22 protein-coding genes and 1 pseudogene are annotated in these 25576 nt (G+C 44.4%); 17 read left to right on the top strand and 6 right to left on the bottom strand.

Annotated features, from left to right (window positions below):
- Nucleotides 1–11: 11 nt before the first annotated feature.
- Nucleotides 12–2030: an FAD-dependent oxidoreductase gene (locus tag PLE7327_RS15640; RefSeq protein ID WP_015144776.1), complete on the bottom strand. Its 2019-nt coding sequence runs from the start codon at nt 2028–2030 to the stop codon at nt 12–14.
- Nucleotides 2031–2251: 221 nt separating this feature from the next.
- Here PLE7327_RS15640 and PLE7327_RS15645 point away from each other — a divergent pair, with 221 nt between their 5' ends.
- The 7 genes from PLE7327_RS15645 to PLE7327_RS15675 all read left to right on the top strand — a co-directional run bounded on the left by PLE7327_RS15645 (nt 2252) and on the right by PLE7327_RS15675 (nt 9354).
- Nucleotides 2252–2524, top strand: coding sequence for a DUF1816 domain-containing protein (locus PLE7327_RS15645; protein WP_254657998.1), 273 nt, complete (start codon nt 2252–2254; stop codon nt 2522–2524).
- A gap of 142 nt (nt 2525–2666) precedes the next feature.
- On the top strand, nt 2667–4823 hold the full coding sequence (locus PLE7327_RS15650; RefSeq protein WP_015144778.1) for a polyribonucleotide nucleotidyltransferase: 2157 nt from the start codon (nt 2667–2669) through the stop codon (nt 4821–4823).
- A 172-nt stretch (nt 4824–4995) separates the two neighbouring features.
- Nucleotides 4996–5562 carry a DUF2808 domain-containing protein gene (locus PLE7327_RS15655; RefSeq protein ID WP_015144779.1) on the top strand — a complete coding sequence of 189 codons (567 nt, stop codon included), beginning with the start codon at nt 4996–4998 and terminating at the stop codon, nt 5560–5562.
- Between the two features lie 136 nt (nt 5563–5698).
- Complete coding sequence (gene folB / locus PLE7327_RS15660) at nt 5699–6061, top strand: dihydroneopterin aldolase (RefSeq protein ID WP_015144780.1); 363 nt, start codon at nt 5699–5701, stop codon at nt 6059–6061.
- Nucleotides 6062–6426: 365 nt separating this feature from the next.
- On the top strand, nt 6427–7407 hold the full coding sequence (locus PLE7327_RS15665; RefSeq protein WP_015144781.1) for a M48 family metallopeptidase: 981 nt from the start codon (nt 6427–6429) through the stop codon (nt 7405–7407).
- 77 nt (nt 7408–7484) lie between these two features.
- Nucleotides 7485–7829, top strand: a complete 345-nt coding sequence (locus PLE7327_RS15670) for a PilZ domain-containing protein (protein WP_015144782.1) — start codon at nt 7485–7487, stop codon at nt 7827–7829.
- A 271-nt stretch (nt 7830–8100) separates the two neighbouring features.
- Nucleotides 8101–9354: a DUF4912 domain-containing protein gene (locus PLE7327_RS15675; protein WP_015144783.1), complete on the top strand. Its 1254-nt coding sequence runs from the start codon at nt 8101–8103 to the stop codon at nt 9352–9354.
- Between the two features lie 64 nt (nt 9355–9418).
- On the opposite strand, the gene PLE7327_RS15680 is transcribed toward PLE7327_RS15675, so the two are convergent.
- The gene (locus PLE7327_RS15680) at nt 9419–9799 is read right to left on the bottom strand and encodes a rhodanese-like domain-containing protein (RefSeq protein WP_217523171.1); all 381 of its coding nucleotides are present in this window, start codon (nt 9797–9799) and stop codon (nt 9419–9421) included.
- Nucleotides 9800–9942: 143 nt separating this feature from the next.
- Here PLE7327_RS15680 and PLE7327_RS15685 point away from each other — a divergent pair, with 143 nt between their 5' ends.
- Nucleotides 9943–10647, top strand: a complete 705-nt coding sequence (locus PLE7327_RS15685) for a DUF547 domain-containing protein (protein WP_015144785.1) — start codon at nt 9943–9945, stop codon at nt 10645–10647.
- On the opposite strand, the gene PLE7327_RS15690 is transcribed toward PLE7327_RS15685, so the two are convergent.
- Nucleotides 10629–11360 (bottom strand): TIGR04283 family arsenosugar biosynthesis glycosyltransferase, encoded by a 732-nt coding sequence (locus PLE7327_RS15690; protein ID WP_015144786.1) that lies wholly within the window; start codon nt 11358–11360, stop codon nt 10629–10631. The genes PLE7327_RS15685 and PLE7327_RS15690 overlap by 19 nt on opposite strands.
- 779 nt (nt 11361–12139) lie before the next feature.
- On the opposite strand from PLE7327_RS15690, the gene PLE7327_RS15695 reads away from it, so the two are divergent.
- Complete coding sequence (locus PLE7327_RS15695) at nt 12140–12361, top strand: hypothetical protein (protein WP_254657999.1); 222 nt, start codon at nt 12140–12142, stop codon at nt 12359–12361.
- Here PLE7327_RS15695 and PLE7327_RS15700 read toward each other — a convergent pair whose 3' ends face one another.
- A complete protein-coding gene (locus PLE7327_RS15700; protein WP_139253690.1) occupies nt 12362–13123 on the bottom strand; it encodes a BMC domain-containing protein in 762 nt (253 codons plus the stop codon).
- Nucleotides 13124–13321: 198 nt separating this feature from the next.
- Between PLE7327_RS15700 and PLE7327_RS15705 the strand changes: the two genes are divergently transcribed.
- Both PLE7327_RS15705 and cobO read left to right on the top strand, forming a co-directional pair.
- Nucleotides 13322–14401 carry a RuBisCO accumulation factor 1 gene (locus tag PLE7327_RS15705; protein WP_015144789.1) on the top strand — a complete coding sequence of 360 codons (1080 nt, stop codon included), beginning with the start codon at nt 13322–13324 and terminating at the stop codon, nt 14399–14401.
- Between the two features lie 82 nt (nt 14402–14483).
- Nucleotides 14484–15092, top strand: coding sequence for a cob(I)yrinic acid a,c-diamide adenosyltransferase (cobO, locus tag PLE7327_RS15710; protein WP_015144790.1), 609 nt, complete (start codon nt 14484–14486; stop codon nt 15090–15092).
- 68 nt (nt 15093–15160) lie between these two features.
- On the opposite strand, the gene tnpA is transcribed toward cobO, so the two are convergent.
- Nucleotides 15161–15574, bottom strand: coding sequence for an IS200/IS605 family transposase (gene tnpA / locus PLE7327_RS15715; RefSeq protein WP_015144594.1), 414 nt, complete (start codon nt 15572–15574; stop codon nt 15161–15163).
- A 31-nt stretch (nt 15575–15605) separates the two neighbouring features.
- On the opposite strand from tnpA, the pseudogene PLE7327_RS26665 reads away from it, so the two are divergent.
- The 6 genes and pseudogenes from PLE7327_RS26665 to PLE7327_RS15750 all read left to right on the top strand — a co-directional run bounded on the left by PLE7327_RS26665 (nt 15606) and on the right by PLE7327_RS15750 (nt 25239).
- A pseudogene (locus PLE7327_RS26665) lies at nt 15606–16854 on the top strand (RNA-guided endonuclease InsQ/TnpB family protein).
- A gap of 633 nt (nt 16855–17487) precedes the next feature.
- Nucleotides 17488–22167 carry a hormogonium polysaccharide biosynthesis protein HpsA gene (gene hpsA, locus PLE7327_RS15730; protein ID WP_254658185.1) on the top strand — a complete coding sequence of 1560 codons (4680 nt, stop codon included), beginning with the start codon at nt 17488–17490 and terminating at the stop codon, nt 22165–22167.
- Nucleotides 22168–22371: 204 nt separating this feature from the next.
- Nucleotides 22372–23067 carry a hypothetical protein gene (locus PLE7327_RS15735; protein WP_015144792.1) on the top strand — a complete coding sequence of 232 codons (696 nt, stop codon included), beginning with the start codon at nt 22372–22374 and terminating at the stop codon, nt 23065–23067.
- Nucleotides 23068–23097: 30 nt separating this feature from the next.
- Complete coding sequence (locus PLE7327_RS15740; protein WP_015144793.1) at nt 23098–24066, top strand: type II secretion system protein J; 969 nt, start codon at nt 23098–23100, stop codon at nt 24064–24066.
- Nucleotides 24063–24614, top strand: coding sequence for a Tfp pilus assembly protein FimT/FimU (locus PLE7327_RS15745; protein ID WP_015144794.1), 552 nt, complete (start codon nt 24063–24065; stop codon nt 24612–24614). Before PLE7327_RS15740 ends, PLE7327_RS15745 begins: the two co-directional genes overlap by 4 nt.
- A gap of 55 nt (nt 24615–24669) precedes the next feature.
- The gene (locus PLE7327_RS15750) at nt 24670–25239 is read left to right on the top strand and encodes a GspH/FimT family pseudopilin (protein ID WP_015144795.1); all 570 of its coding nucleotides are present in this window, start codon (nt 24670–24672) and stop codon (nt 25237–25239) included.
- Here PLE7327_RS15750 and PLE7327_RS15755 read toward each other — a convergent pair.
- Nucleotides 25236–25568 carry a hypothetical protein gene (locus tag PLE7327_RS15755; RefSeq protein WP_015144796.1) on the bottom strand — a complete coding sequence of 111 codons (333 nt, stop codon included), beginning with the start codon at nt 25566–25568 and terminating at the stop codon, nt 25236–25238. The genes PLE7327_RS15750 and PLE7327_RS15755 overlap by 4 nt on opposite strands.
- Nucleotides 25569–25576: the final 8 nt, after the last annotated feature.

Raw genomic sequence — 25576 nt, forward strand, 5'->3', positions numbered from 1 at the left:
AATTGTATAGATTAACGCTTCGACTCTTGCCAGCCCTGAGAAGGGAGAGGAGTCGTGGGAAATTCGGTGGGATTGCCATTGCCCTGCAAACGACGACGGAGTTCTTGTAATTGAGGTTCGGTTCCGGGTAATTCATCGACGAGCTGATAGGGATAGATTCCCTTTTCTAGCGCAAAGGCTGCCGTCGTTCCTGCGGCTGCTCCTACAGACCATTCAAAAGAATGAACTCGGTAGGCAGCGGCGGCAATATTGCTAGCGGCAATACTTTTTCCGGCTACGAGCAGATTGTCAATTTTCTGGGGAATCATGGCCCTGAGGGGAATTTGGGCTGGATAGGAGCGACCGTGAGCCTGACGAACTCCCTCCCGTTCCCTGTTTCCTGGGGCTTCTGGGGGAGAAAAGGTCATGCAGGGGTGAAAATCGATCGCGTAGTGAGCCACTCCCAGCGCATCGGGATAAACTGTCGATCGCGTCCGCTTGGTAAATTGATAGGGCGATCGCGTCGGGTGGGTAAGCGACTCCAGATGGGTGATAGCTTTCCAAAGGTTGCGATACATACTCGCCGGTAAGTTATTGCGATATTCGGAACTCCAGTAGTCTTTAGCAGAAATATCGATTTCATTGATACTAAATCCTTCTTCATAGCCGACCGAAGGTCGTCCGATAATTCGCCTCGCCTCGCGAATATAAGGATATTTAGACAATCCGTGAGCAGTTCCCATCGGAGAATTTAATCCTAAGAGCAAGCGATGATTGGGATGGGGTTGCTTGACTCCATACCCCAACTGAGAATCGGTTCTTCCCGCCACCAGCCAGTAGTAAAACCCCAGCGACAGTTCTTCTGCCTTGCGTAAAGCATCCGTTCGCAGTCCGCCCATCCAACCGCCAGCCGCTAATTGCCCTGTTGCTTTCAGTTGGTCGCGCGTGTAGATTAAATTATCTTTGGCAGTGCCCGGACGATAGTCATTTCCCCAGATCCAGTTTTGCATGGAAATATCCCCTGGATTGGGTCGGTCGATCCAAAGCCCGTCGATGCGCATGGGTTTTCCTTTCTGGGGACTCCAAATGCGTCGGTAAGTGAAAACGTATTCAAAAAGCGCTTTGTCGCGATCCGAATCGTAGCCATAGTAAGGTTCGTACTGGCGATAAAAAGAAGGCATTTGCTGCGGTTGCGGGGTAGCAGTTTGCTCCATCGCGAACGTATAGGTAAAACCTTGGGTGCAGTAGGGATCGCCACTTTCGGTGGGAGAAGAGGGATTGAGGTAGGAACGGGGATCGAGTCCGAGACGGTAGGGAACGTCGGCTAGAGCGACAATTTCGCCCGTTTCTGTGGCTTCGACGACGTACCAATCGGCGCCTTCCGATTCTCGTTTGTTTAATGGCTCAAAGCGAATAATTTTTTTGGTCAGGCGAGGGGAGTCCTCGTAGCGGTAGGCATCTTCAATCGTTTTGGAAAGAGGTTCGCTATTGAGCGGTGCATTCGTGGCGCTTTTGTGTTGAATAGCGATCGCGCTCTCGATAATCTTGCCATCTTCGCTCATCTCTAGCTCTTTGATGACGGTCGAAGGAAACCATTTCAGCGTTCCCCTGCCCGCTTTAGCCGCCCTTTCTAGCTTCATCGCGAGCAAGCGATAACCGTCTGCCGGAATAAAACAAGTATCGCTCACCCAACAGTCGCCGGGATTGGCTTTCCCATAATAGCGCTGAATGTTGCTGCGCAGTTCTTGATACCCATTGGGGTAGTATGAGAGCGATCGCTGTTTGTCGGCTTCATCGAGGGCAGACGTTCCCTGAGCGGAGACTTGTCCGCCAATCCAGTCAGTAATCTCTGTCATGCAAACGGTGCGTCCCGCCATGAGAGATTCATAGGCAGTTGCCACGCCTGCCAATCCTCCGCCGACTATCAAGATTTCGCAGCCGACGGTTTCGTCCGGATCTCTGACAGGTTTGGCTAAGGTAGGAGTAAAACTCGATTCCAGTAAAATTAGGCTAATTAATGCCGAAATCGAGACGAAAGAGCGTCTAAGCATTCTTTTTTTCTATGACTAAAAGAATAATTAATAGTACTTGTAAGAGTTTAGAGAACTTAGCTATTCCACCAATTTGCCATATTTTTTAGTGGCTGAACAGCTTTTTCGGCTAAGCTCTCGATAATGCTTGCTAGTTATGGGGTTTCTTAAAATTTTGGTATCATCCAAACAAAACGTTGGCTTATACTGCTACGATTGCTAGCGTATCGAGACAAATACGGTTGAACTCTCTTGAAGCCTTAGAGCGCATGAAGCTTTTTTCTTGGTTGCCTTTTTTTAAAAATAAACAGAAAAATCTGCCTTGGTGGGTGGTAATTCGGACGGCAAAACCTCGCTGCACCTACTATTTTGGTCCATTCGACACCCCCCAAGAAGCCAAACTCAACCAGGGGGGGTATGTAGAAGATTTGATGGGAGAAGGTGCAGATGGCATTACCATTGAAATCCAGCAATGTCAGCCTGAAGTCCTGACGATTGAGGAAGAAGATGAGTAATTGTCATTGTCAATCCCACCCCAGTTAGAAAAAAACTCACCCGATTGATAAAAAACTAATAACTAATTCCTGATAACTGATAACTGAAAATGTTAGGATTGCCTCAGAAAGAGAAAAGAGATAGAAAAGGACAAGACGCTACATGCAGGAGTTTGATAAGTCGATATCCTTTGATGGGCGGGATATACGACTGAAGATAGGATTATTAGCCCCACAGGCAGGAGGAGCCGTTCTAATTCAGTCAGGAGAAACAATAGTTTTAGTGACGGCAACGAGAACCTCTGGTCGAGAAGGTGTTGATTTTTTACCTCTGACGGTAGATTACGAAGAGAGACTTTATGCCGCCGGACGAATCCCTGGCGGTTTTTTGCGACGCGAAGGTCGTCCGCCGGAGAAGGCAATTCTGATTAGCCGCTTGATCGATCGCCCCTTACGTCCTCTATTTCCGAGTTGGCTGCGCGACGACCTCCAGATTATCGCCACGACTTTATCGATGGACGAAGAAGTCCCGCCAGATGTGTTGGCAGTAACCGGAGCTTCTGTTGCCACTATCCTAGCGAAAATTCCCTTCTACGGTCCCATGGCAGCCGTGCGAGTCGGTTTGGTCGGCGATGATTTTATTATCAATCCCACCTATAAAGAAATCGAGGTGGGGGATCTCGATTTAGTCGTTGCTGGCAGTCCCGACGGGGTGGTCATGGTAGAAGCGGGAGCCAATCAACTACCGGAACAGGATATCATCGAAGCGATCGATTTCGGTTACGAAGCCGTCCGGGATTTAATTAAAGCGCAACAAGAATTGATGCAAGAGTTGGGCATTGAATTAGTCACCCCAGAAGCGCCTCCCGTCAACGAGACGCTGCAAACATTCATTCAAGAACGCGCTAGCGATGCTATCAAAAAAGTCCTTTCCCAATACGATTTGGATAAAAAGGCTCGCGACGAAGCTCTAGAGGAGATTGAGGAGATGGCAGTCAGTAATGCGATCGCTCAGTTGCCCGACGACGATCCCCTCAAGATGGCTGCCACGGAAGACCCCAAAGCTATTCCCAACCTCTTCAAAGACCTGACCAAGAAGTTAATGCGCGCTCAGATCCTCGAAGAAGGCGTGCGGGTTGACGGTCGCAAACTCGACGAAGTACGACCCATTTCTTGTCGCGTCGGCGTGTTAGCCCCACGGGTTCACGGCAGCGGTCTCTTCCAGCGCGGACTGACCCAGGTTTTATCTATCGCCACGCTAGGAACGTCAGGAGACGCTCAAGACCTCGCCGACGACTTGCATCCTGAAGATCAAAAGCGCTACCTCCATCACTATAACTTTCCGCCCTACTCGGTGGGGGAAACTCGTCCTCTGCGTTCCCCCGGACGACGGGAAATCGGTCACGGTGCGTTGGCGGAACGGGCGATGCTTCCCGTGTTGCCATCCCAAGAAGAGTTTCCCTATGTAGTGCGGGTCGTTTCGGAAGTCCTCTCGTCCAACGGTTCTACTTCTATGGGTTCTGTCTGCGGTTCTACCCTGGCGTTAATGGATGCGGGAGTTCCCATTCACAAGCCAGTCAGTGGTGCGGCGATGGGCTTAATTAAAGAAGGGGATGAAGTTCGCATTCTCACGGATATTCAGGGAATCGAAGACTTCCTGGGCGATATGGACTTTAAAGTCGCCGGGACGGATACTGGCATTACCGCCTTGCAGATGGATATGAAAATTACAGGGCTGACGATGGATATCGTTGCCAAAGCGATTCAACAAGCCAAACCCGCGCGACTGCATATCCTCGAAAAAATGCTTGCTACTATCGATCGTCCGCGTTCCGAACTTTCTCCCTACGCGCCGCGTCTGCTGACCCTCAAGATCGATCCCGATACAATTGGTTTGGTCATCGGACCGGGAGGCAAAACAATTAAGGGAATTACCGAGCAAACTGGAGCAAAAATCGACATTGAGGATGACGGTACTGTAACCATCGCTGCTGTCGAAGCTGAAAAAGCAGAGAAGGCAAGAAAGCTGATCTATAACATGACCCGCAAACTCAATGAGGGCGAAGTATACGTGGGTCGCGTAACGCGAATCATTCAAATCGGGGCTTTTGTGGAAGTCTTACCTGGTAAAGAAGGGATGATCCACATCTCTCAACTGGCTGAAGGTCGCGTCGGCAGAGTCGAAGACGAAGTAGCAGTCGGCGATGAAGTCGTCGTTAAAGTTCGGGAAATCGATAGTAAAGGTCGCCTGAATTTGACGCGCTTGGGAATTCACCCCGACGAGGCGGCGGCTGCCCGGAAAGCAGCTGCGCTGATGTAAACTAATCCGGTTTAAAGACAAGGAGAAGACAAAGGATAACTCTTTTGCCTTCTGCCTTCTAAATCGCTACAAACTTAATTTTTGTCCGTAAAAATAAATTTAATCGGGAGCGGAGAATGGCAAACTATGAACGATTTTTTAGGATAAAAATTGAAAGATTGCAGTCGATCCGATGCAAAACTTTATATCAAAAATAGCTTTAACTATTGCAAGTATTTTTATTGTTTTATTGCCTTCAGCAAGCGCGATCGAACTCGAAGGCGGTAGAACTGCCTTTGAAAGTTCTCCTCGCTTGCTCGATGCTACGACGACTTTTAATAGCGTCAGAGCATGGGGAGCCAAATATTATTTCACCATCGCGCTACCCGAAAATCTTGGCGAACCGCTAGGAAAGCTTACTATTCAACAACGCCAAGGCGGAGACACGATTAATTTTAATGTAGACGAAACGTTTGCGTTTACGGGAACCCGTTCGGATAAAGGAGACGATCTCTTTATCAAGACGGCAAATTTGGACGAAGAAACCAATACCATTTCTCTGGTTTTCGAACCGCCGATACCGCCCGGAACGACTTTTACCGTCGGACTAAAACCTAAGCGCAATCCCGATTTTGGCGGTGTTTATCTTTTTGGAGTGACAGCTTTTCCAGTCGGAGACAAACCCGAAGGATTGTATCTGGGAGTCGGACGGCTTAGCTTTTATGATAGTAACGATAACAAGTTTTTCGGTTTCCCTTAGAGGACATCCCAAAAGTCCATAAAAATTTTGTCTCTTATCTAACTGAAAACTGCTATAAGATGTTTCGCTTCGCGATCGCTCCGCTTAACATGACATCTATACTTTTGAGACAACCTGTTAACCTGGGCTAAAAACAATGGATTCGATTCAAATTACTGGAATTCGCTGCTACGGATACACTGGCTATCTGCCAGAAGAACAAGTTCTCGGACAGTGGTTTGAGGTCGATTTAACCCTGTGGTTCGATCTCTCCTTGGCTAGCAGCAGCGATCGCATAGAAGATACGTGTGATTATAGAGCCGCGATCTCGATCGTCAAAGATCTTGTCAAAAATCAAAAATTTGCTTTAGTAGAAAAGTTAGCTGCCGCGATCGCACAAGAAATCCTACAACTAGATAAAGTACGACAAGTCCGCGTCCAGTTGTCTAAACTTGCCGCTCCCATTCCCGATTTTGAAGGAAAGATTACCATTGATATCACTCGAAACCGGATAGATTAAGCTTCGCGAGTTATACTTTCTAATCTCGATCGCGAGTTATGGAAATACGAGAACGGGAAATAGCCGCAAAAGGAATAAGATTTTCTCTTGAAGATAAAATTAATCGCTACCAGTAGAAAATCGCGAGAAAAAGTTTACGAGTTTTACAAACGATTGGGATTTGAGGATTATGGAGTAGAATTTCGCATGAATTTTTAGAAAACAACCTTAAACCTCTTAACTGACACATAATTAGAGAGTATTTATAAAATGAGTTTCTCTTAAAAAACTCAGAATAACAATTTAATTTTAATTAAGGTATTTTATGAGTTCTTAAAAAATCAAGAGCTGATAGAATAACAATTAGTTAGGTTCATTTTTCTATCATGCCCACTTATCCCGGACTATCCAGCGAAGCCTTTAAACATCCCCTAGATCGCCAAGCAGAAGAAACTCTTCGTAGTGTTCCCGGCTTCGATCTCGTTGCCAAAAGCTTTGTTGAATACTTCTACGAACGCCCTCAGCTAATTTATTTGATGGGGAATAACATCAAAGTCGGTCCTCGCCAATATTCTACTTTATACGGCATATTTCGAGAATGCGTGCGAGATTTAGATATTCATCCCGAACCAATTCTTTATGTTAATCAAAATCCTTTCGTTAATAGTTATGCTTTGGGACACGAACAGCCTTATATTGTTATTAATACAGAGTTATTAGACTTACTCGATGAAGCAGAAATTCGGACGGTTATCGCTCATGAATTAGGACATATTAAATGCGATCATACGCTATTAATTCAGATGGCAATTTGGGCGATGGGTGCTGCTTCCTTATTGGGAGAATTGACTTTTGGATTGGGAAATTTAATTAGTACGGGTTTAATCTATGCTTTCTATGAATGGCGGCGAAAAGCAGAATTATCTGCCGATCGCGCGGCGATGTTAGTAATGGACGATCTCAAACCAATTATGCAAACGATGATGAAATTGGCAGGAGGAAGCCAGAAGTTCGGTCACGAATGCAGTTTGGATGAATTTATTCGTCAAGCAGATAACTATCAAGAATTAGATCGAGAAAGTTTAAATCAACTCTATAAATTCTTAATCTATAACGGTGGTAACAGCGCATTTTTAACCCATCCTTTTCCAGTAGAACGCCTGCATTATCTTCGAGATTGGGCCAATTCGACCGAGTATCAGCAAATTCGTCATGGGAATTATCAACGAGTTGGAGCAGAAGGTGCGATAGATGTTAAGGCAAAAGAAAGTCCAAATAAAGAGGAAGTAGAGGCTCTGCGCCGACAAATTGAACAACTGCAAGCAGAAATCGATCGCATCCGCTTCCAAAAGCGATCGCCAGAATAATTTTTGCAAAAAAAATTTTGTTTAGTCAGTAAAAGCTTTATAAAAAAGAATTAGATAGACATGACTAAAAGTTAAAAATGCAAGAAAAACGCAAATTAAAACGCTGGCATTTAATTTATTACTTGCGCGTGCGCGATCGCCACACCGACAAACCAATCGGTCATTTAATCGATATTAGCGAAGGGGGAATGATGCTCGTCAGCGAAGCGCCTATCGCTGTCGGTCGCGTTTTTCAGTTTCAGATGATGCTTCCAGAAGAGATTGCCGGAACAACTACTTGGGAATTCGATGCAAAAAGCTTGTGGAGTCAACCCGATTTCAATCCCAGTCTCTACAAAACGGGTTTTCAACTGCTTAATGTTATCCCAGAAGATATCGGTACGATTGAATGCCTAATCGACGACTATGGCTTTCGCGATTGACGCGATCGGATAACTGATTACTCTTAATCACAGGGTCTCAGCCCAATTTTTGGCTTTTTCTGACAATGTTATAGTTCTATGACATAGCGATCCCAAAGTTGTTATAAACTCATATCTACGAGGTAAATTGAGGAAACTACCCCCTTGACCACAGATAGAAAACGTTTGTTACATAAAATTGAGAAGAAGATCTCCACGATCCCGAATAGTAACTTAACGACAGACTCTGCCAAAAGCTATTTTCCGCTCAAAAAATCGGAGAGTGAATCTCATGGGACCACAAGAACGCCCGCCCTTAGAAGAAATGACCCTGCGACAACTCCGCAGGGTAGCTAGTCTATACAACATCTCTCGTTACAGCCGGATGCGCAAAGCGCAATTACTGGCAGCCATCAAAAAAATAGAACAAGAAAGAGCAGCTCGAGATCGATCTAGCGTCCAGGAGGAACAAAAAGTGGAAGCATCAAAATTTGATTTAGGTCAAGACGATCGTAACGGAGGTCCATTAGCATCGGTTGATGAAGGACTAGGAGATCTACCCGGCGGGTATGGTGAAAGCATGATAGTACTCATGCCTCGCGATCCCCAATGGTCGTATGCTTATTGGGATATACCTAACGAACACAAAGAAATGCTCCGTCGTATGGGAGGACAGCAACTGGCGTTGCGCTTGTACGACGTAACAGATATCGATATAGAATATCAGAGTCCGCATAGCGTTCAAGAGTATATGTGCGACGAACTAGCGCGGGAGTGGTATTTGCCTATCCCAGTCAGCGATCGCGATTATGTTATTGAAATTGGCTATCGCTGTGCCGATGGTCGCTGGTTGATGCTTGCCCGTTCTGCACCCGTTCGCGTGCCTCCCGTCTATCCCTCTGATTGGGTTGAAGATGTCTTCATCACCGTCAACTGGGAAGAAGATCTTAGAGGCAAGACCATGTACGAATTAGTTCCTCCCAGCAAAAAAGCTGCCGCCGCTGGTGGAATGCACGCTCAGATGTACGGCGTGTCTCAAGAGGGCGAAGCCATGCGAGTGACTGGTTCGCTGTTCGGTTCGATGCAGCACGTCCCCGGTTCTCACGTTCCCGGCTCGGTTCCTCCACAGGAGGTTATCAGCTCCTATATCTTCCCATCTGGCGTTGGTATGTGGGCAGTACCTACCGTTTCTGGTCTAACCATGTCCGGTGTAGGCATGATGTCTGGCATTGGTATGTTCTCTGCCTCGGCGGCTCCCGCTCGTCCGCGCAAGTTCTGGTTGATTGCAGACGCCGAATTGATCGTCTACGGAGCGACCGAACCAGACGCGACGGTAACGATTGGCGGTCGTCCGATCAAACTCAATCCCGATGGTACGTTCCGTTTCCAAATGTCTTTCCAGGATGGATTAATCGATTATCCTATCATGGCAGTTGCGGCTGATGGAGAGCAAACGCGATCGATCCACATGAAGTTCCACCGCGAAACCCCTTCTCGCAATACCAACACAAAAGAAGAAGCCGTTTTAGAATGGCTTGCTGAATAGGATTTTGAGCTGTTAAGTTTTCAAAAGCCAACCCTGATGTTCCCCGACGGTTTCAGTCGGGGGTTTATTTACGATCGCGATCGAGTAGATATCCCCAAAACCAATTGTAAGGATGAACGCGAGCGCTCAATTGCTCTCCTTTATAGAGAGGACGCTGTTCGTTTGCCCATTGAAAAATCGATCCTTCCAAATTAAAGGTTTTCTCATATCCCATCGCTTGTAACTGCCTTGCTGCAACCGCAGAACGGTACCCGATCGAGCAGTAAACAACGATTGGCTTGGATGGATCGAGGTTTAAGTCCCCAAGGTTAGCGGGAATTAACTCGGCTCCTTGAAGGTGGCTGACAGCATATTCTTCAGGGGTTCTAGCATCTAGTAGCAAGGGGTTCTCTGCCTTATCTTCCTCCAACCAAGCAGCTAAGTCAGCAGTTGAAATGTGTGGCACTTTAGGGAATTTGAGCCGAATTAGAAATTTTACGGCTATCCAAAGTAACTTTTTAAAAAGAAACATAATTAAGTTTAAATAACGAGCAAGACAATCGCACTACGTTCATAATTCAAATAGGATCGCTGGATTTTAAGTAAATCATGCTTAACTTTAAACCGTGGGACGAGCTACTGCGCCAGTATGTAGATAACCAAGGAAAAGTAAACTATCGATCTTGGAAAGCCGAATCCAGACAAAAATTAACCGATTGGTTAGAAGAAATTGCTCAAATCGATCTTCAATCCTATCCCAAACCCAACCAAAGATTAGCCCTATGGCTCAATCTCTACAATGCTCTCACAATCGATCGCGTTCTATCTGCCTATCCTATCGCCTCGATCCGACCGACAATTTTGGGAATTCCTAACTGGATTGCCTTTTTTTGGTTCTTTGAGCTTTCCATTTATAAGATAGGCGATCGCACTTATAGCCTCAATGATATCGAACACAGTATTCTCCGAAGAGAATTCAACGATCCCCGCATTCACTTCGCGCTGGTTTGTGCATCTGTTGGCTGTCCTCTGCTGCGCAACGAAGCTTACTTGCCCGAAAGCGTACAAACTCAATTAGAAGAGGATGCGAAACGCTTTATCAACAATCCTGCGAAAGTTTACTACGATCGCTCCTCCCAAATTCTCTACTGCAACCCTATTCTCAAGTGGTATCGGCAGGATTTTCTCAAAGTTGCCGACTCCCTACCAAAATACATTCAGACTTACCTCTCGCCAACCGTCGAACTCTCTTCCGCTACCTGCATTCGCTACCTCGACTATGATTGGAGTTTGAATCAGCGAATATCTTCATAAAATTTTTTGAGATAATTGGCAGAAACGCCAATGCCCCATAAATAGCCGATGTAGAAATAGATCGCGTTAGCTTTAAGGACTCCCAACTTAGCCACGCGGCGATCGCTCGATTGGACGACGCGATTGACTAAGCGGATTTTTCCTAGCCGAAATAGCCTCAAACAGAGATCGGCATCTTCCATAATCGGCAGTTCGCGATCGAAGCCACCGCAATCCCAAAAATCACTCCGACGACAAAACATCACTTGATCGCCAAATAGAAGCCGCAATCCTCTAAAAAACAAGTGAGGTCGAAACAGCAGGGGAGCGTAGTAGGTTTTCAAGTAATTATGTAGCGTGACTCCCCAGCGAGTTGCATCCGTCCCTGCCATCAAGGAGATAAAGCCGCCACAGGTAACGCTGCGATCGGCTAAAGTTTTTTCGACGATCGTCACTAGATCGTCAGGAACTAGGGTATCGGCATGGAGAAAGCAGAGAATTTCTCCTATAGCGACTTCTGCGCCTCGATTCATTTGTAGCGATCGCCCTTTGCGATCCGAGATAAGAACCGTAACCCCTGCTGCTTTAGCAATTTCTGGGGTATTATCTTGACTGCCGCCATCGACTACAATGATTTCCCTAGCGGGAGGATCGAGCAAGCTGAGATGACGTAGCGTTCGTCCTAATGTAGCAGATTCATTTAAAGCAGGGATGATAATAGAAACACCAGACATGAACCCAAACAGAATTAAATGTCGAATTTACCTAAGATTTTGCACCATTCTTAATGCAGGAGAACGTAACGAAGAATCTAGGGTTGAAGTTGGTATGCTAGATGGATTTTCGAGTCAGTAGAGTAGAGGATTTTTTCCCTTTCCCCCAATCGCTGGTTGACCGACAAATTTTTATCCCCTCATCCCTAAATCTCTTCTCCCACAAGGGGCGAAGGGACTTCAGTCCAAAGTCTTAAGTGGAAAGCCCCTCTCCCCGAGCGGGAGAGGGGTTGGGGTGAGGGCGATCGGAGTTTTGTCACTCAACTCTAGCCCCAATCGTCCAATTTTGTTTCTCATCTAACTGAAAAGTGCTATCAGATGCTTCGCTTCGCGATCGCTACGCTCAACATGACATTCTCTACTTCTCAGACAACCTGCAAGTAGATGAGCAGAATTAATTTCCAGATCGTTGTAGTGCGAGCATCTTGCTCGCGGGGGGACTTAGGATGACAGGTAACATCTTTAACTGCAACTTGGTATAAATTCAGTTGAATCTATCGTTTATCATTTAAGAATGCAAAAATAGCAATCGCGTTTAAAGTCCGTAACACTTGTGTAACTTTCTTTTGACTAACGTGTTGCTGTTTTGATATATCTAACGTTCTTTTAAAAAGCCGACGCGATCGTGCCCCGAATTCGCTCTAATTCAAATAAAGCTTCCTGATGGAATTCCCATCAGGATTATTGTTTATCTTAGGTCAACGAAGCAGATGTGCGATCGCTCGGAACCGGATTCACTCATGACTGAATTTGTGCGCGAACGCTCGATTCGCCGTACCGTAAAGGTACTAGAAGCCAAGCGCAAACGCATTCGAGAAGAGTTAGAACAACTCATTCAGCATCTCGATCTTTTAGTCCCATCCTCAGCGACTTCTTCAGATTTGCTCCAAGAAGCCATTCAACGCATAGGAGATGATGCCTTCAGTCAGTTGTTGATGCAACTCATGCAAGAAGCGAAATAACTACGATTGAGTGTCTTCCTTCTCTTTAAGCTTTTTTTGGATAGAGATAGGGGTTTTCTGGAGTTCTGGAAGCGCAACCAACTCCCTTTGTTTCTCTGTAACCTTTCTCGGCATGAGCATCGGTAAGGGTTCGGGTTGCTCCAACCAGTAACTGGCAACGGGTAGCGTATGTTCTAAGTCTTCTAGGAGTCTGGGAATGACCATCACGGCGTGTAGTTCGCCGATGCGTTCGGCTTCGTGCATTCCCGCTTCGACTGCTACGGCAACGTTCGCCACAGAACCCCGTATAATTGCCGTACACAACCCAGCGCCAATGGTTTCGTAGGAGGCGAGTTGTACGTCAGCTGACTTCAACATCGCATCAGCCGCACCCACCATTGCCGGGAACCCTCGCGTTTCTACCAAACCGATGGATTGATTGCTCAGGCGGCTGTAACCCCGCTGTTGCTGAGCGATTTGTACCAAGTGGCTGCCGATGGGAAAGATGGCTTCTAGGTTGGGCATCGGACGGGGAATAACCAATTTGGAGACTAACTGACCGATTTTTTCTGCCATGTTCGCTCCCTCTTCTACCGCTAAGCGAACGTCGGCAATATTACCCCGAACGATAGCCGTGCAATGACCGCTACCAATTTTTTCATACCCGACCAAGGTTACTTCTGCTGATTTGAGCATCATATCAGCTGTTCCGACGATGGCAGGGAAGCTTTGCGTGGATACTAAACCAAGTGCGCTGTCGCTAGCTCTGTGCGCTTTTTTCATTCGTTGCCCAGAAGCGGATACTCTAGTATGGACTTCTAATTTAGACATTCAGTATAATATTACCCCTGGAAATAGCCTAATACCTTAAGATAGACCGCTTGAATATTTCTAGTTTATCGCGTAATTGTTAATTATTATTTAATATTTTTATAGATTTCAATAACTTTCAATAATACTAGGGAATCTGTCGATACGGCTATGGAAGAAAAACCTCAAGATAATTCATCGCAATTGTCACAAGAAGGGGCGGAAGAATTACTGCGATCGCTAATTTACAAAGAAGGGACTTGGGTAGACTGGGGCAAAGCCTGTCTGCAATTACAAAAAGCTGGTTACAACTCTCAAACTATTTTTGAAAAGACGGGCTTTCAGGCAAGTCAGCAAAACCTGATTATCGTCGCGGCTCAAGTTTACGACAGTCTCGTCAAAGCTGGCGTATCGGAAGAGACACTTTCCTATTATCGGGGACCCAAAAGCGACGTTCTCTACGAATTGCGCATCCTCAACCAAGAACAACGAGCGGCAGCAGCTCAATTAGCCCAAGAGAAAAAATTAGAATTCGATAGCGCCAAAGAAGTCGCCAAAGCGATTCAGGAATTTTCCAGATTTTCTCAAATCCCCGCCGGATTTACCAACGATCCGGGCGATGCCGTCGCCTATCAATACTGGAAACGCGCCAGACAAAAAAAGGATCTTCAGGAGCGAGCGCGTCTGATTGCTCAGGCATTGAAGTTTGCTCGCTCCGAGTCAGCTAGAGAAGCCATTGAAAAACTGCTGAGCGACTTTACAGCTGCTCCCAGTCGAACTGCACCTTTGATTCCCATCTATCGACTAGAAGCCGAAGAAGAAATTGCCCGTATCATTCCTGTTGTAGGTACTTTACCTTTGACAAGGCAAGACTTGGAAACCATTTCTCCGGTACAGTTAAGAGAACCTTTCCGAATTGCGCATCTTGCTAAAGACGGATCGGTGGTGCCGCTGCCGGGGTGGCAAGCCGTTCTAAAAGCCGAAGATCCGGTGGCAATTTTATGCAATAGCGATCGCCTGCCAACTCCCCTTCCTGGGAAGGCTGAAGACGTGTTGGTTGTCGTCGATCGCCAAGCGACCCAATGGGATGTTAATAGTTATTTTCTCATAGAACGAGAAGGGCAATTAACGTTTCAATGGTTTGAAGAAGCGCCTGATATCCTGCTACTAGGACAAGTCGTTCTCGTCCTACGACCTAAAAAGATTCTCGACGAAAATAATATTATTGAGCCGTGGCAGATGGACGATTAATTTAGTTAGTGATTAGGATTAGTAGTTTGTCTCCCCACCCTCCCCACACTTCCTACCCTCCCCACACTCCCTCTCTCAAACTATGCCCTCTCTTACTCCCGAACAATATAAAGAAAAAATGCAGCGACGCAAGGAAATTCAGGAAAAGCGTCTAGCAGAGCGATCGCAAGAAAAAGGGTTAATTATCCTTCATACTGGTAATGGCAAAGGCAAAACGACGGCGGCGTTGGGAATGGTCATGCGATCGCTCGGTCATGGATTTAAAGTCGCGATCGTACAATTTATTAAAGGTGCTTGGGAACCAGCAGAAAAAGCGGTCTTGAGTCGTTGGGAAGATCGACTCGAATTTTATGCGATGGGAGAAGGCTTTACCTGGGAAACGCAAGATCGAGAGCGAGATATCCAGAGGGCAGAAGAAGCTTGGCAAAAAGGGCTAGAATTTATCTGCAATCGAGATTATAAGCTAGTTCTCTTGGATGAAATTAATGTAGCGCTCAAGCTTGGTTATCTCGATATTGACAAGATTTTAGCTGGACTGGATCAAAAACCCGAAGATTCTCACGTTATTTTGACAGGCAGAGGCGCACCGCCAGAATTGATAGAAAAAGCCGATTTAGTTACTGAAATGACTTTAATCAAACATCCTTTTAAAGAGCAAGGAGTCAAAGCGCAGCCAGGGATTGAGTTTTAACATCCTTGCGGGAAGTCCCCCAGTGCAGGGAAACGGAACTGGGGGATGAAAGCAAGGGCAGGATATAGTTAGCTACGCGGAGAATCTTGTTGCTTGATAGATTTTTTCAAAACATCAAGCGATACTCCGCCACTGGAATTGACCAAGTATGAGCTAGACCAAAAAACAGGTTTCCAGTAGTATTTGTCAACATGAGACTTGAACTCCTTGCGAATTAGTCTGCTTGATGACGCTTTAAGAACTTTTACAAACTCAGAAATCTGGTTGTCTGGAGACAGACTGACCAATAAATGAACATGGTCTTCTTCGCCATTGAACTCAATCAAAATGCTTTTTTGTTGTTCGCAGAGCTCCGTGAAAATTGTTTGCATTCTAGTGAGAATTTCAGAAGTAATCACCTTGCCTCGATACTTCGTTACCAATACAATATGCAAGTGAATACAAAATAGAGCATGAGAACTCTTTCTGAGCAAAGGTTGCACTGGGCGTTAAGTGAATGGTACGCTCGCACCCATGAGAGTAACACGTAGAACCACCTTTCGCTTATATCCAACTAAATCTCAGGAGTCGAAATTGCATTATTGGCGACGACTTCATAAAGATTTGTTCAAGGCCTGTCTTTACCACAGAAAGACAGAATATCAGCGTTTTGGGAATTCTATTAGCTACTATGACCAGCAAAATATTCTGCCAGATTTCAAAGAATGTTGGCCTGAATATAAAGAATTAGGTGCGCAAGCTTTACAGGCAACGGTAAAGGGTGTTGACTATGCCTTTCAACGTTTTTTCCGTGGATTGAGTGGATACCCAAAATTCAAGTCTGCACGACATGATCGTGGTCGGACTTATCCAGGAATAAGTGGATGGAAAGCGCATACATCAGGCGATAACGGCTACCTGGAATTGTCTAATTTAGGACAAATTCAGATGAGAGGTAAAGCTAGAACTTGGGGGACACCAACAACTTGTACAATCATCTGGAAACCAGGTAAATGGTATGCTTCAATCACTGTAAACTGCGAACCAAAACGAGAAACTAGCACTGGTGCTATAGGTTTAGATTTTGGTACTCACCACGCTATTGCTTGTTCAGATGGAACAATAATTGCTCCTCCGAAATTTTTAGCCAAAACTCAACAAAAATAAAGCAATTATCTAAGAGATTACGTCGCAAGCGTGCGCCTAATTTCAAAAAGAAGATTAAAGCATCTAAACGTTGGAGAAAAGCCAGGAAACAAATTAGTAGACTTCAAAGTAAAGTGACCAATCAAAGACAAGATTGGCAACATCAAGTAGCTACACAGATAGGAAAGAGTAATTCACTGGTAGCTACTGAGAAGTCGAACATCAAAGGGATGACTCGTAAAGCAAACAAGGGCAGCCAAAGAAAACATCAAAAAACAGGACTCAATAGCTCGCTGTTAGATGTTGGGATTGGCAATCTAACTTCACTAATCAGATCTAAGCTCAGTGAATGTAGTGGGGTATTTGTTGAAGTACCTCTCAAAATTGCACCATCCCAAACTTGCCCTCGGTGTGGTTACAAAAAGAAAAAGAGTTAGCCGAGCGTGTGCATCATTGTGAAAACTGCAACTTCACTGCGGCTCGTGATGTGGCAGCATCAATGGTAATGCTCAATTACGCTTTGGGGCTAGGAACTAGCCTCTCAAACGCTGATGCTGAACCTCTTTCTAAGACCCCACAGCATTGTGGAGGGTTTAGGAAAGTTCAGCAGGTGAAGCGTCAGAAACCTCGGACGTAGCGCAAGCGAAGTCCGTAGGTAGTTCATATAAAGTCCTCTATACTTTCGCTGTAAGTACTTAATCTTAACGAAGCAAGAAATTACTCTGACTCATCAAAAATATCTTATCGAGACGTGTTAAGTTTTCCTCACCAGATGGGTAAGTTAAATGTAACTACTAATATCAAATCCGTTTAATTAGTCATAATATGTAGTGCGACCAAGATGGTCGCTTTTCGGGACGTATGTCCTAACGGACACGCTACGCTTTCCGCACTGCTTATTATTGTGGTCATTCAACCGGATTTGATATAACTAAATCCTCACCGTTTTCTCAACTGGAAACGCTTCTTCTTGTAAGGTCTGCGTGTATTTCTGGTTGAGGCTACGGTTGAATAACTGTTACGACTAAATCGACTCTTCCTGTTTCAGGAATCAATAAAATCGCCAATATTATTTCATTTCTATTGATAAGATCGACACTTCTAAATCTTTAGCGGAACCAGAAATATGTCAGGACAAAAACGAGGGAAACCATTACAAAAGCGATTGTTCCAAAACTCATTTAGAGAGACGGGAAAAAGTATAAAGCAACTTGTACAAAATTTGCTAATGCGGTTTTTCCGTTCTCTAATGGCTTTGTTAATGGCTCCAATGTCTTTATTAAAGACAGAGAAAAGGACAAAGCAGCCTTCAGATGGCTCGTTCGCCTCTAATAGACGACCTGATTTCTTGCTACATAGAGGTCTGCGTTCTCTTCCTCTTTTTAGCAGGCGACCCAGCTTCTCGAATGCTGGTTTCGTTTTACCCACTATCGCTTTGCTTTTGTTGATATTAAGCTTAGTTGTTAGTTCAATGTTGTTTCGCACAACTCAACAGGCTCAACAGGTAATCGGTAGTGCTGAGAGCCAAAAGATATACAATGCTGCGACACCAGCGATCGAACGAGCAAAAGCAAAATTAGAATACCTTTTTGAAACCGATCAAAGAATTACCGTTGGAGTTCCCTCTGAGGGCAAGTTAGAGAGCATGATGAGGAATGTAAATGATACTACCAATGGTATTCTCGCCCTTCCCACCGATCCCTATACTTTACCTGGAGAAACCCGTCTCAACCTCGATGGAGATCCTAATACAGTTGAGAACGCCTGGTACTACACCACAGATATGGATAGCGATGGTAGTCAAGAGGTTATTGCTTACTCAATTATGATGAAAACTGAGGCAGATATAAATGGCAATGGCACGATAGAAACCAGTGAAAATATTAAAAATATTGTTGACCAATCTGGTAAAACAGCTGACGAGATTAAAGCCAAAAATTTTCTCACTCGTAGTGGCCCGCTGACGATACAAACGGGGTTAGCCAGCACTGATTGCCAAATTCCCGCACTGAAACTTGCAAAAGGGTGGGAAGCAATCAATAGTGCTTCGGTACGCAAAAACTTTCAAATCGATGCTGTAGTAGCAAATGCTTCCACAACGAACAAAAGTGTTGCTGCCTTAGAGCTACAGCAAGACAGGCAGATGGATCGGGGTAACAAGTGGGCAGCCTGGTTTCGCGATGATATTGATTTTTCAAATCCTCCTCCTTTTACTTGGAATGGCGCAATGCATTCCGAAGGAAGCATTTATTTTGGGCAAAATAATAATCAAATCAAATTTTACCTGGTTAGTTCGCCATACTCTTGTCTTTATAATCAGGATGCTTCCGAAATAACGATCAATCAGCTTCGAGATCTAGACGACGCAGACGGCGACGGGAACACCCAGGAAATCACTTTTCAAGGTCAAGCGATCGCTGGCACCACCAGCAGTAATACTAATGGCATTATGCTAGTTGACTTATTTCCAGGAGCCGGAAAAAAACCTGCGGATGTCAGTGGCCATAGCGATGTTCAATTAACAAGTACTACTGATTCTGTTGAAAACAGCCCTGTTCCCTATACCTATTCTCTCAACCCAATAGCAATCTTTACCGAGGATAAATCTCAGTCTCGATATAGTGCCGATCCAACCAATGTTTCAAGCAGGGTTAATACATGGAACAATAGTTCCTTAAATAAACGAATTGTGAACAAATCAGAAAGAAAACCCTACTTGGACGATACCTATCGAGCAGACAATCGCTGGGGACCAAAACCAAGATATAAACCTTTAGATCGAGATCCGACCAATCAAACTCAAACGACTGCAAGCAACTACGGTAAAACAATACAGGAATCTGTAACTGGTTCCAAACTCTACAACGAACTAACTGGGGATACTCCCGATCCAAACTTTCCCGATGAAGTAGGACTTGATGGCTACTGGGAACGTCGCGCTCGCGTTCAGGGATTGCGGATCATTGTCGGACAAAGGTTAGAATTAGGCAATCCCTTTGGTTGGAGTAGCAACGATCCGCTTTATCCCCCAAGCAATAACACTCTCACTAACAAAGATATACAAAGACGTACTCTCAGGGATAATCTAGCAGCAGTTCAAGCAACAGCAGTTTATCACTACAAGAGCGTTACTACTGGCTATACCGATGAACCAGTTACCGTTTTAGCAACAACTGCTCATCCAGGCACTCTAGCAACCAAGACAAATAGCACAACCTTTAATAGAGTTCCTGGTAGTACTAACATTAATACTAATTTTCTCGTTGGTGAAGGAACCAACGGCTGGGAATTTACACCTGTCAGTTCCGCTAATCTTAGTAGTGCAGCCATGGTGACAGCCTTAACTAATCTTGCTCGCTTTGCCGGAGATCCTGATGGAGCTTTTCCGCCCAAGCAAGAAGCAACAGGCACCATCGTCCATCCTTATCCTTATTTAACTATGTGGGGAGATTTTTCTAACCTACGAAGGATAGTTGATACAGGGGGATTAAGTAATTTTAGTGCTCTCAGCACTGCTGATAAAAGTACCGTTTACACTGCCGCTTCTATGTTAGGGATGTTGGCTTATAACTTGGATAATCTGCAAAGTTACGATTACAATGTTCCTGCTAACAAGAATGCATTATTCTCTACTTCAGCTACTAATGATTTAGATGATGCCCTAGCAATTTTAGGTGATGGTAACAACAGCAATGGAGAAGTGAGATATAATGCTGGCACTGGCAGGATAGAAGTCTATGCTAATGGTGGTACTCTAATCTCTACTTTTCCAAGTACCTCGTCACTACAAGAAGCTTATTTATTAGGAGTAAGCAATCTTGCTACAGCGTATAATCCGGTAGGAAATAGACAATTATTGCAATTTTTACAGCTAAAGGAACAGGTAAAACGCGATCGCCAATACGGTTTTGCTACATCACCAACAACTTCCTACACAATACCAACCATAAGCGGCTTTTCAGGTTTATCGTTTCCTACTGGTATCACAAAAAATTCAGGTACAAATCTTAATATCGGCTGTGACTATCGCAATACTACGAGTGGAAATAACTTCTTTGGTTTTGGCGATCCAACCACGCAGACAAGCCTAAATACATTTCTTCGTCTATCAACTGCGATTTGCTATAATACAGTGCCTTTACCTGGTTCTGCTAACGTAACACCAAAGTTTCCAGCCCTATATTATCTGTTCCCAATAGCAGAACACGCTCATGATGGACAGATTTCATCTACAGCAACTACTGCTGGAGCAACTGCTGTTATTCAACCCAGTACTGAGCCTTATATTGCTGACACTTACATATTTGACCGCACTAATAGTAAAGGAGTTAACTGGAACTCTACTAACGACTTTTATAAAGTTGTGGGCGACACAGATAGTAATGGCAGAGAAAATGGAACAGAAAATGGAATTGCCGCGATCGCTCTTCAACCAAAAGCTAGAACTGATTGGAAGCTACCCACAACAACAACAACTAACACGAATATTGACAACAAGATAGTTGATAATGGAACCAACGTTTATGTGTCGTTACTAGATAAAAGTTTTTACAATGGTCGGGAATTAATGGGAGTAAGAACATTAGATCTCGACTTAAACCTGCTCCGCAACAATACTTTGAATGGTGAGAGTTGGATTCCTAACAGTGGTATCGTCTATGCTTTCCGCGAAGATGCGGTGCGAGAAGATGCTATTGCTAGACCTAAAAAGAGTGATAAAACTTGGTCGGACTGCCATACAGAGTCAGAATTAACCGGACAAGCTGACTGTCAAATGAAAACAAGACTTGATAGTCCTCAAGACCCTCCCATTAATGCGACAACTGGCGTAAGTACAAAACCTGTTGACTTTTTTGCCGACCCCTACCGCCGTCCTTTTGGATTTCGCCTTCGCAATGGAAGTGACTTGTCACGCAATGGCACCGAGCGCGGTTTATCCTTTGTTAGCGACAATCCTATTTATATTCAAGGTAATTTTAATCTGCATCAGGATAGCAGCGGCACCCTCCAAGAAGAGTTTACAGAACCTCTCAACGAAGATTGGAATAATTTCTACACCCGTGAAACTCTCAACACTAATTTTGCCAAGTCTACTACAGATCGATGGCGAGCGACAGAAGTAATCGGCGATGCCGTGACCATCTTGTCTAATAACTTCTGCGACGGAACGGTTGAAAGTGGATTTAACGGTAATACTTCTACTAATGCTAGCGGCTACATCTTTGACACCAACCCTAATCCTACTGTTAGTGGTTGTCCCGCAAGCACTGAACAACCTTCTTCTTATCTCAACAGCCCTATGTATCAGCAAAGTAATGCTGTTGGATGGGAGCGGGAAGATGGAAGCACTAATGTCAATTTGCCAATCAAAATAGATCGAAATGGAACAGTTCGCTACTGTAGCTCTACCGCCAATTGCAATAACAGAACATATAGCGATTATACTAACTACCGAACTTTACAAAATGGAAGAGTATTAGGTCGTGGAATTAATGGAACTCGCGTGAATAGCATTATCGTCAGCGGTCAAATTCCTACCAGAACCAATCAGTGGAATGGTGGCATTATTAACTTTCCTCGATTTCTAGAGTATTGGACGAGTAGAAGGTTATTTATTGCGGGGGCTTTTATTCAGCTAAACTACAGCACTTATGCTACGGGTCCTTGGCAACACGAAAATAGCACTTGGGAACCCAGCACGAGTGCTGCTACAAGTGGACCATGGAACTACTATAGTCCACCTATGCGGCGCTGGGGTTATGATGTCGCTCTACAGTACGCTCCTCCAGGACCCGTAGCCCAGCGTTTTATTTCTACTGGTACTCCTCGAAGCGAAGTTTACCAAGAACGACCGGCAGACGACCCCTATATTAAGCAATTGCGCTGTGCCACAGTAACCGTAAGTGGCAATACTCAGAAAGTCGATAAAAACGCGACAGACTGTAGTTAATAATACCAAGTTGCACTCAAAGAGATAACCTAGTGCGAGCGAGACGCTCGCGCAGGCATCTTGCCTGCACTACTAGCAAAATCTTTACACATTTAGAAGATAACTAAAATAGAAGATAACTAAAAACTGAAAATTATAAATCAATCAAGCAAAAACCATAACCTAGTCTTTAATTTCCAATTCCATTCGTCGGAGAAGATTCAGATGGCATTCATGCAATCTCAGAAACTAGAACGCCGCAGTTATAGCCTCTTACCGAAATTAATAAAATCGATCGACGTTAGAGCCTCCGACAAGGGACTAACCATGATGGAAGTCTTAGTAGGAATTTTAGTTTCTAGCATTGTTGTCGGTGTCTTTGCACCTGTCTGGCTAACTATTGCTGCCACCCGCATTCAACATTTTAGAGCCGAACAAGCGATGAATCTGGCTCAGAGCGAGATCGATCGCGCTCAGGTTAATATTATGCGGGGAGTCAAAGCAACGGATACAGATAAAGTACCGCCTCAAGCAACCAGCGTCACTAATCTGTCAGATGTTGGTAGACCAACAGCAACTGTAACAAGTTACTCTGCTTTAACAGCTACAAAGGCTTTAGAAGTAGATGTTAACAATGATGGTAAACCCGACTTTCTCGTCCAGCTTTTTCGAGATGGTGGACAAACTTTTAATAGCGGTGTTTCCCAAGACGAATTCTCCTTATTTAGAATGGGGGTTCGCGTTTATTCCATTGTGGCTAAAGATAATTTAAGTAATCTGGAAACGCAACGCGCTTCTTTAGGTTTTACGCAAGGGCTAAAAGAGCAGGCAACTCACCCTTTAGCCGTTCTTTACGCTGAAATAGTTCGTAGCGACACGAAAAAATCTCTTGACGAATATAAGGAGTATTTAGCTCCTTAAAAGTCTTCACTTTAAATTTGAGAGGACAACATGAGCTTACGCTTTCATAACGCAAGTGTCAATCAATTAGGACGATTGTTCCACAAAAGTAAAACGGCTGGTTTTACTCTAATTGAGCTTTTGATGGTCAGCATCTTGGGCAGCATAGTTGTTTCAGGTCTGCTGTGGGTAATGAACGATATGCTTAGAGAAAACCAGCGCGAACTTGCTCTTAGCTCAACTCAGCAGGATATGAAGAGAGCATTAGCATTTATTGAGGAAGATTTGCGCGAAGCCGTTTATACCTACGATGGCAATGGCTTGAATAGCATACTTTCTTATTTACCTTTTAGCAGTACTTCTACTGACACAATACCCATTATTGCTTTCTGGAAAGTAGAGCCAGTTCCCTATTCTGCAAGTGGAAGTCTTCCAAATTGCAGTACAATCTCTACCTCAAAAAAAAATGAGTGTGAGGCGCTAAAAATAGAACGCCGCGCTTATACACTGGTCATGTATTTGCTATCTACTACGGATTCTAATCCTAAAACGTGGGAGGGCAAGTCTAGGATTCTTCGCTATCAGCTACGCAAGTATGGTGATTTAAGTACCCTGACGCGCAATCCAGGTTATGCTGACCCCAGACTAGATAGTACTTTTACAAGCTGGCCTAGGGATATCGATAATAATAATGCTCAAGCTCCAGGCACAATATCAAGCACTACTATTCCTCTAGTCGATTTCGTCGCCTTACCCACTGACTCTAATATAACTCTCCCTGCTTGCCCTGCTGGCGATAGTCAATATACCTATCAACGCACCCCTACTGATAGTAGTAAATCTAAAAGCTTTTTTGCCTGTGTTGGGACTAATCAAAATGATACCGCTAACCAAGATATCATTCTCTTCTTAACAGGGAATGCTAATGGTAATGCAGGATTAGATAAAGAGGAATTACTCGCTCCTTTAAAAGCTCAAGTCATTAGTCGTGGCGTTATTGAAAAAATCGTAAAAGAATGAAAAAAAATTTATATGTATATCAGTCTAAAGCTGGCTATACACTGATAGAAATCTTAGTTGTTATTATTATCGCTGGTGTTTTAGCTGCGATCGCGGCTCCTAGCTGGGTGGCTTTCATCGAACGTCAGCGTCTTAACGAGGCTAACAATCAAGTTTACCAGGCAATTCGTCAAGCTCAAAGTCAAGCCCAAAAGGAGAAAGAAACTTGGCAAGTAAGCTTGAAAGAGGAAAGTGGAGTTGCTAAGTTAGCAGTTCATTCAGCTAAGGTTACAAGCCCTTCTTGGAAGGAATTTCCTCAATCTATTCGGATCGACACTACTAAAACCAATTTATTAGAAACTTCTACATCAAGTGGTATTTATAGAATTCGATTCAATTATAAGGGTTGTCCCGTTAATGCTACGACAGATACCTGTATCAATACTACTCTGACAGTACCTCAACGAATAACTTTATTGAATCAAAATGGGGGAAATCCAAGACGCTGTATTATTATTTCTACTCAACTAGGAGCAATTAGAAGTAGTCAAGATACAAATTGCAATTAAAGGCAATAAAATATAGTAGTCTAATACTATTGTGCTTTTTTTTGCTAAATTTTAGATGAAAAATTACCAAAAAAGTTATAATTCTATTCAAGGATTCTCTTTACTGGAGATTTTAGTAGTAGTTATTATAGTTGGTATCCTAAGCGCGATCGCGGCTCCTAGTTGGATCGCTTTTTTCAATCGCCAGCAACTCAATGCCTCTAATAATCAAGTCTACCAAGCAATGCGGCAAGCGCAAAGTAAAGCGCAACAAGAGAAAGAAACTTGGCAAGCAAGTTTTCAAGAACAGGGCAGAGTCGTTCGGTGGGCGGTACATAGAGCTAGTCTTCCTACTGCGCAAATTTCTTGGCAGGATTTTTCCAATTCAATTCAGATCGACTCCGAATCTAACTTACCTAGAGCAGGGGGGATATTTCGCATTCGCTTCAATCACAAAGGTTGCCCAGTCTACAATCCGCAAGACACCTGTACTAATACAACCATTCGTACCAAAGGGCGCTTGACTTTATCCCTAAAAAATGGTAGTGGAACAAAACGCTGCGTTATTGTTTCTACCCTTTTAGGCGCATTGCGATCGGCGCAAGAGCAACCTACTCCTGACGATAAGGGTAGATATTGCTATTAATCTGACAGGTTGTCCCAAAAGTAGAGAATGTGCAAGGTACTCTGCCGTGAGACGGTGGAGTCTGAAAAGTACTTCGTCATGTCATGTTGAGCGTAGCGATCGCGAAGCGAAACATATAAATATACTAACTCCAAATAGAGATTCTTCGTTACGTTCTCCTGCACTGGGAATGTCAGGTCAGTCAGCGATTCAAACGCTGCCTCATATTTAAAGTCGTCTAAAGACGACTCGATCGGTATCTGAGTCCATTTCAAGGGACTTGGTATATGAGACGGGGAATAAATTCCCCGGCGGTTGATGCTTGATTTCTCTGTCTCTACTCTTGCCATCACACGAT

It is taken from the genome of Pleurocapsa sp. PCC 7327, assembly GCF_000317025.1.
Classification (GTDB): domain Bacteria; phylum Cyanobacteriota; class Cyanobacteriia; order Cyanobacteriales; family Microcystaceae; genus Hydrococcus.

Coding starts and splice junctions, on each gene's coding strand:
- PLE7327_RS15700 (WP_139253690.1), bottom strand. CDS start 13,123: ATGAAAAAAGCGCACAGAGCTAGCGACAGCGCACTTGGTTTAGTATCC.
- PLE7327_RS15695 (WP_254657999.1), top strand. CDS start 12,140: ATGACTGAATTTGTGCGCGAACGCTCGATTCGCCGTACCGTAAAGGTA.
- PLE7327_RS15690 (WP_015144786.1), bottom strand. CDS start 11,360: ATGTCTGGTGTTTCTATTATCATCCCTGCTTTAAATGAATCTGCTACA.
- PLE7327_RS15650 (WP_015144778.1), top strand. CDS start 2,667: ATGCAGGAGTTTGATAAGTCGATATCCTTTGATGGGCGGGATATACGA.
- PLE7327_RS15740 (WP_015144793.1), top strand. CDS start 23,098: ATGAGCTTACGCTTTCATAACGCAAGTGTCAATCAATTAGGACGATTG.
- PLE7327_RS15670 (WP_015144782.1), top strand. CDS start 7,485: ATGCAAGAAAAACGCAAATTAAAACGCTGGCATTTAATTTATTACTTG.
- PLE7327_RS15745 (WP_015144794.1), top strand. CDS start 24,063: ATGAAAAAAAATTTATATGTATATCAGTCTAAAGCTGGCTATACACTG.
- PLE7327_RS15655 (WP_015144779.1), top strand. CDS start 4,996: ATGCAAAACTTTATATCAAAAATAGCTTTAACTATTGCAAGTATTTTT.
- PLE7327_RS15755 (WP_015144796.1), bottom strand. CDS start 25,568: ATGGCAAGAGTAGAGACAGAGAAATCAAGCATCAACCGCCGGGGAATT.
- PLE7327_RS15640 (WP_015144776.1), bottom strand. CDS start 2,030: ATGCTTAGACGCTCTTTCGTCTCGATTTCGGCATTAATTAGCCTAATT.
- PLE7327_RS15665 (WP_015144781.1), top strand. CDS start 6,427: ATGCCCACTTATCCCGGACTATCCAGCGAAGCCTTTAAACATCCCCTA.
- hpsA (WP_254658185.1), top strand. CDS start 17,488: ATGTCTTTATTAAAGACAGAGAAAAGGACAAAGCAGCCTTCAGATGGC.
- PLE7327_RS15750 (WP_015144795.1), top strand. CDS start 24,670: ATGAAAAATTACCAAAAAAGTTATAATTCTATTCAAGGATTCTCTTTA.
- PLE7327_RS15705 (WP_015144789.1), top strand. CDS start 13,322: ATGGAAGAAAAACCTCAAGATAATTCATCGCAATTGTCACAAGAAGGG.
- PLE7327_RS15685 (WP_015144785.1), top strand. CDS start 9,943: ATGCTTAACTTTAAACCGTGGGACGAGCTACTGCGCCAGTATGTAGAT.
- PLE7327_RS15735 (WP_015144792.1), top strand. CDS start 22,372: ATGGCATTCATGCAATCTCAGAAACTAGAACGCCGCAGTTATAGCCTC.
- cobO (WP_015144790.1), top strand. CDS start 14,484: ATGCCCTCTCTTACTCCCGAACAATATAAAGAAAAAATGCAGCGACGC.
- PLE7327_RS15675 (WP_015144783.1), top strand. CDS start 8,101: ATGGGACCACAAGAACGCCCGCCCTTAGAAGAAATGACCCTGCGACAA.
- folB (WP_015144780.1), top strand. CDS start 5,699: ATGGATTCGATTCAAATTACTGGAATTCGCTGCTACGGATACACTGGC.